This window comes from uncultured Planktosalinus sp. (genome assembly GCF_963973675.1).
Classification (GTDB): domain Bacteria; phylum Bacteroidota; class Bacteroidia; order Flavobacteriales; family Flavobacteriaceae; genus Planktosalinus.
The window spans coordinates 1-6,140 of the sequence record NZ_CAXBAN010000145.1 but is presented as its reverse complement, the minus strand read 5'-3'; the positions used below and the strand labels follow the sequence as shown (position 1 = coordinate 6,140).

Here is a 6,140-nt window from a genome sequence, read left to right as displayed (position 1 = left end):
ATTTATCAAATTGATGAATCTACTGAATTATTCATCACTTCTGAAAGCGACGCTATAGATGGTTTATTTAATATTCAACAGGAAGTAAATCTATTTAGAATTGTACAAGAAAGTTTTAACAATGTAATCAAACACTCCAATGCTACAGCAATTCAATTTGAGTTAACAAAGAAAAAGTCTAGTGTAACCATTAAATTAACAGATAACGGCAAAGGGTTTGACTTTTCTGAAAAGTATAAAGACTTTAATAGTCTTGGATTGAAAACTCTTAAAGAACGAACGCGCTATTTAAACGGTGTGATGAAAGTTAATTCAGAAACTAATAAAGGAACCCAATTAGAATTTATCATACCCTATAATGAAAAATAAAACTATCATAACTGCAGATGATCACCCACTATTGTTAAAGGGTTTAAATGATTTTTTGAATGAAAAAAATTACAATATAATTGGCAGCGCTAAAGATGGAGAGCAAGCACTTACATTAATTGAAAATTTAAATCCTGACATTGCCATTTTAGATATTCAAATGCCTAATTTATCAGGGCTTGACGTTGCTAAAATATGCAACAATAAAGGCTATAAAACCAAAATTATTCTCATTACATTTCATAAAGAGGCTTCCTTATATTTTGAAGCAAAAGAATTGAATGTTTTTGGATATCTTCTCAAAGACTTTGCTATTGAAGAAATTGAAAACTGTATTTCGTCTGTGATTGATAATATTCCGTACTTTAGTTTAAAAATAAAACAACTTTTAAATTTAGACTCTTCTGAAAACTTATTGATTAAATCTCTTACTCCTTCAGAAAGAAAAATTTTAAACTACATTGCAAAAGACAAAACAACTAAAGAAATTGCAGAGCTACTTTCAGTATCTCCCCGAACAGTTGAAAAACATCGAAGCAATATTATCCAAAAACTCAATATTGAGCCCAAAACAAACTCACTTTTAATCTGGGCAAAAGAGCACCAAAAACAAATTAGTTAATAACTATTTAAAAAATACGTAGTTACACGTATTATTTTTTGACACTACTTACTTATATTTGTAGGAAAATAAAACTGTTGCTTCTTTAACGCCCCATAAAAAGTACTGTTTAGTCGATAAAAAGTGTTTACTAAAATTAAACTTTTATGAAATTTTCATTGCCTGTTCTTATAAGGTTGGCGGCTTTTTTAATCATTTTACTAAATTTAATAGTTCTTTTTTATTAAAAAAGATTCGTCCGTGATGACCAAAAACAATTTTGACACAACTAAGTCAATGTTGAGTAAAGCTTTGCTTCTTGTCATTATTATTATTGCGCTAGCTGTAATAATTTTAAACCTTGTTGCTCTTTTTCAATAATTATTAAAGTAGGGTTTTTTTAATCTTTTTTGTTTTAAATGTAAAATCATTTAAGAAGAATTGAAATATCCCCAAATCACATTTCGCTACTTTATGTTTATTGTTTTTATCTCAATAGGCTTTTACGCTTGCTCCAAAGATGCATTACAATCAGAAAACAATTCAGTCACCTCAACCGCGGCACAGGTAGAATTTACACGTAATTTTGAATTAGAAGATCAATTTTTGCTAATAATGAATGAATACTTAAGTTCCAATGGTTTTAATCAATTGGAAAGAATTTCAGAGGCTGATCTTGTTGCTATAATCCACACCCAAAACATGATGGAAGTTAACACATTGCATCATACTAATTTTTCAGAGCGCCAAAACTATTTTTTCAATTTAGGGTATATTGCCTTGAGGGAAAATGTGGCTATGGGTTATTCAAACCCTGAAACTCTTTTAAATGCTTGGCTTCAAAGTCCCTCCCATAAAAGTGCCATTGAGTCGAACAGTAATAAAACAGGCTTGAGTATTTTAATAAATAATACCGGAAAACATTTTATCACACAGCTTTATTTAAAATAAAAAAACCCACTCAAAAAAGTGGGTTTTAAACAATAACGTATATCTCTTTAGTCGTGAATAACTCTTACCTGAGCTGCAACCACGCCTTTTCTTCCTTCTTCTTCTACGTACTCTACTTTGTCACCTTCGTTCAATGCTTCACCGTTAAGCCCTGAAGCGTGTACAAAGATGTCTTTTCCTGTGTCGTCATTAGTTATAAAACCATAACCTTTTGACTCGTTAAAAAATTTTACTGTTCCTTCCATTGTAATAAATAAATAAATTAATAAAGTGTAAAGATAACAGAATATTGATGGAAATGTTAAATAAAACCAAAATATATTTTAATTTTCTTGTTTTTCATCCTTAATATTAGTGAAATTTCAATCGTAAAACAAACCATAGTCAGTGCATATTATTTTAAAAAACACTCCTTAAAAAATTAATCTTAATATTTTTAAAAACCCATCAGCTATCTAAAAATAGAATCTTAACTTAGTGTATTCAAAATTAAAACCCGTATCAATGCAAATTCAAATTAATTCAGACAAAAACATAGTTATCAACAAAAGAAAAGAAGACTACTTTTCTTCACTTATTAATGATTCTTTAAACCGTTTTGATGGTATTACAAGAGTTGAGGTTCACCTAAGTGATGAAAACAGTGAAAAATTTGGTAAAAATGATAAAAGATGTCTGGTTGAAGTAAGAATGAACAACCGCCAACCTATTGTAGTTACCAATCATTCAGATACCATCGAAAAATCAATTAGCGGAAGTTTAGATAAAATTAAAAGTAAGATTGAAACCATTTTAGGAAAAATGAGAAACAGCTAGGGCTAGGTCTCATTTGTGGAGTGATCTTGAGAAACGGTATCTTTATGAGTCTCATACTCCCTCATTTTTTTTAAGCTATCTTTTGTTAGCATATAGTCCTTAACATCCTTTCCTTTCCAGCGGTAGTATAAAAACATAGGCATTACAACAAAAAAACCTCCTGCAACACCAAGGCCAATAAGTAGATGCCCCAGTTCTAAATCTTCCGTTTTATAATAAAACCCTGAAACCACAAGACCAACAGCAACAAGAAAAAATAACCTTATCAACAGCTTCATGCCTGAAATAATTTAGCTAATAAATTACACATTTAATTTTAAATGAAGTTCTTCAAGCTGATCTTTATCTATGGGAGCAGGGGCATCAATCATAATATCTCGCCCAGAGTTGTTTTTTGGGAATGCAATGAAATCCCTAATTGTTTCCTGCCCCCCTAATATAGCCACAAGTCTGTCTAATCCGAAAGCAATTCCCCCGTGAGGAGGTGCACCATATTGAAAGGCTTCCATTAAAAACCCAAATTGTGCCTTAGCTTCTTCGGGTGTGAAACCAAGGTAGTCAAACATTTTTTCCTGAACTTCACGGTCATGAATTCTAATTGATCCGCCGCCGATTTCATTTCCATTCAACACCAAATCATAGGCATTGGCTTTTACACCAGCCGGATTGGTTTTCAGCAATTCCATTTGTCCGGGTTTTGGTGAAGTAAACGGATGGTGCATAGCATGGTAGCGTTCAGTCTCTTCATCCCACTCAAGTAAAGGAAAATCAATCACCCACAGTGGTGTAAATTCATTCGACTTTCTAAAGCCCAATCGGCTGGCTAACTCCATTCGTAAAGCACTTAGTTGAGCTCTTACCTTAGTCGTTTCTCCTGAAAGAATGCAAATCAAATCACCAGATTTTGCTCCGGTTTTTTCTGCCCATTTAGCCAGGTCTTCTTCAGTATAAAATTTATCTACTGAAGATTTATAGGTTCCATCTTCATTACATTTTACATACACCATTCCCAAAGCTCCTATTTGTGGGCGTTTGACCCAGTCTATAAGAGCATCAATTTCTTTTCTGGAGTAGTTTGCTCCACCCGGAACCGCTATACCAATCACTAATTGAGCTTCATTAAAAACTTTAAAGTCTTTGTGCTGGGATACTTCATTAAGCTCACCAAATTCCATCCCAAACCGAATATCCGGCTTGTCATTACCATATCTTCGCATGGCTTCATCATAAGTCATTCTTGGGAATTTCTCAATTTCAACTCCTTTGATTTCTTTCAATAAATGACGTGTTAATCCTTCAAAAGTGTTGAGAATGTCTTCTTGTTCAACAAAAGCCATTTCACAGTCAATCTGGGTAAATTCAGGTTGGCGGTCTGCTCTCAAGTCTTCATCTCTAAAACATTTTACAATTTGAAAGTACTTATCCATTCCTCCCACCATCAGCAATTGTTTAAACGTTTGCGGTGATTGTGGTAGTGCATAAAACTGACCTTCATTCATTCGTGAAGGCACTACAAAATCTCGGGCTCCTTCTGGAGTTGACTTTATTAAATAGGGGGTTTCAACATCAACAAAACCTTGATCTGAAAGATATTTCCTCACTTCCATACTCACCTTATGGCGAAAAATCAAATTGGAACGCACTTGATTTCGGCGAATGTCTAAATAGCGGTATTTCATTCTTAAATCTTCTCCGCCATCAGTTTTATCTTCTATTGTGAAAGGAGGTGTGAGTGACTGATTTAAAACAGTGAGTGTTTCGACCAAAATTTCAATCTCTCCTGTTGGAATCGCCGTATTTTTTGACTCGCGTTCAATCACTTTTCCTGTTACCTGAATCACAAACTCCCTTCCAAGAGTTTTGGCTTTTTCCATCATTTCAGCAGGCGTACGATCTTCATCAAAAATGAGCTGGGTAATGCCATAGCGATCACGTAAATCTACCCAAATCATAAAGCCTTTATCACGGGTTTTTTGCACCCAGCCAGACAAGGTTACGGTTTGGTTTATTTGAATCGCTCTTAATTCTCCACAGGTATGAGTTCTGTACATAGTTTTAATTTCTTAGAAATGAGTTTGCAAATTTAATAGAAAAAAAATCCCCAAGTAAACTTAGGGACGTTTTCTTAAGCGATTTGTTCAACCTGCTTTCTGTTTTTATCATTATAAAACCTGATTTTTGCCCGGTTCAACAAATAAAACATTGTTGGTACAATCACCAATGTCAGAAAAGTGGCAAATGTTAAACCAAAAATGATGGTCCAGGACATTGGTTTCCAGAACATATTATTATCGCCACCGATGTATATTTGTGGGTCAAATTCTGTAAAAAGGGTGAAAAAGTTTAAGTTTAAACCAACAGCCAGAGGCAACAATCCCAGGATCGTTGTAATAGCAGTAAGTAAAACAGGGCGCAGACGGTTTGTGCCGGCTGCAATGATTACTTCCCGATATTGTTCTCTGTTCAATAGTTTTTCATAGGGTATATCGAGCTCATCTTTCTTTCGATCAATGAGCAGTTGGGTATAGTCTATCAATACTATGGCATTGTTCACCACAATACCAGCCAACGAAATGATTCCCATCATAGTCATTAATACCACAAAGTCCATTTGAAAAACCACCAGACCAAATAGCACTCCTATAAAACTCAAGACTATGGCTGCAAAAATCATTATGGGTTTTGAAATAGAGTTGAACTGCCCTACAATAATTAATAAAATCAAAAACAAGGCAATCACCAAAGCACCTGACAAAAACTCCATATTTTTAGCCATTTCTTCTTGTTCACCAGTGAATGCATAGGTCATTTCTTTTGGCAACGGATAGTTGACCATTGCAGCTTCAATTTTTTGAACAGTTTCTGTTGGATTAAAACCTTCAAGTACATTTGAGTAAATAGTTATGACTCGTTTTAAATCCTTTCGTTTTATTGAACTGAAAGTGGCTTGGCTTTTGGTTGTCACCAAGGTTGAAAGTGGAATTTGTTTTAAAACCCCTTTATTATCTCTGAAGGTAATGTTTTGATTGAATAATGCGTTTTCGTCATAGCGACTATTGCTATCAAACCGCACCACAATATCATGATCATCATCACCCTCCTTAAATGTAGATGCATCAAAACCATATATAGCAGAGCGTAATGCTTGTCCCACCTGAGCGGTAGAAACACCTAATTCGCCTGCCTTCATACGGTCTACCACAACTTCCATTTCAGGTTTGTTTTGGTTGACATCGAGATTCAAATCTTCAATTCCGGAAATGTTTTGACTATCAATGTATGCCTGTATATTTCTGGCTTCCTCAATAAGCTCATAATAATCTTCTCCCTTTAATTCAATATTGATGGCATATCCGGCCGGAGGTCCTGCCTGGTCCTTTTCAGCAATAAAACGAAAGGATTT

8 protein-coding genes are annotated in these 6,140 nt (G+C 34.3%); 4 read left to right on the top strand and 4 right to left on the bottom strand.

Going from position 1 to position 6,140, the window contains the following annotated elements; genetic code table 11:
- From AACY61_RS07195 to AACY61_RS07185, 3 genes are all read left to right on the top strand, one after another.
- Positions 1-369, top strand: a 369-nt coding sequence (locus AACY61_RS07195) for an ATP-binding protein (RefSeq protein WP_339610896.1), incomplete at its 5' end; no start/stop codon positions are given.
- Complete coding sequence (locus AACY61_RS07190; RefSeq protein ID WP_339610895.1) at positions 359-991, top strand: response regulator transcription factor; 633 nt, start codon at positions 359-361, stop codon at positions 989-991. The genes AACY61_RS07195 and AACY61_RS07190, both read left to right, overlap by 11 nt.
- 420 nt (positions 992-1,411) lie before the next feature.
- Positions 1,412-1,921, top strand: coding sequence for a CAP domain-containing protein (locus tag AACY61_RS07185; protein WP_339610894.1), 510 nt, complete (start codon positions 1,412-1,414; stop codon positions 1,919-1,921).
- Between the two features lie 47 nt (positions 1,922-1,968).
- Here the strand turns inward: AACY61_RS07185 and AACY61_RS07180 are convergent, their stop codons facing one another.
- Positions 1,969-2,166, bottom strand: coding sequence for a cold-shock protein (locus AACY61_RS07180; RefSeq protein WP_188438834.1), 198 nt, complete (start codon positions 2,164-2,166; stop codon positions 1,969-1,971).
- 259 nt (positions 2,167-2,425) lie between these two features.
- On the opposite strand from AACY61_RS07180, the gene AACY61_RS07175 reads away from it, so the two are divergent.
- Positions 2,426-2,737 carry an HPF/RaiA family ribosome-associated protein gene (locus tag AACY61_RS07175; protein ID WP_339610892.1) on the top strand — a complete coding sequence of 104 codons (312 nt, stop codon included), beginning with the start codon at positions 2,426-2,428 and terminating at the stop codon, positions 2,735-2,737.
- 2 nt (positions 2,738-2,739) lie between these two features.
- On the opposite strand, the gene AACY61_RS07170 is transcribed toward AACY61_RS07175, so the two are convergent.
- From AACY61_RS07170 to AACY61_RS07160, 3 genes are all read right to left on the bottom strand, one after another.
- Positions 2,740-3,015: a hypothetical protein gene (locus tag AACY61_RS07170; RefSeq protein ID WP_339610891.1), complete on the bottom strand. Its 276-nt coding sequence runs from the start codon at positions 3,013-3,015 to the stop codon at positions 2,740-2,742.
- 24 nt (positions 3,016-3,039) lie between these two features.
- A complete protein-coding gene (aspS, locus tag AACY61_RS07165; RefSeq protein WP_339610890.1) occupies positions 3,040-4,788 on the bottom strand; it encodes an aspartate--tRNA ligase in 1,749 nt (582 codons plus the stop codon).
- A gap of 74 nt (positions 4,789-4,862) precedes the next feature.
- On the bottom strand, positions 4,863-6,140 hold a 1,278-nt coding region (locus AACY61_RS07160), incomplete at its 5' end, for an efflux RND transporter permease subunit (protein ID WP_339610889.1).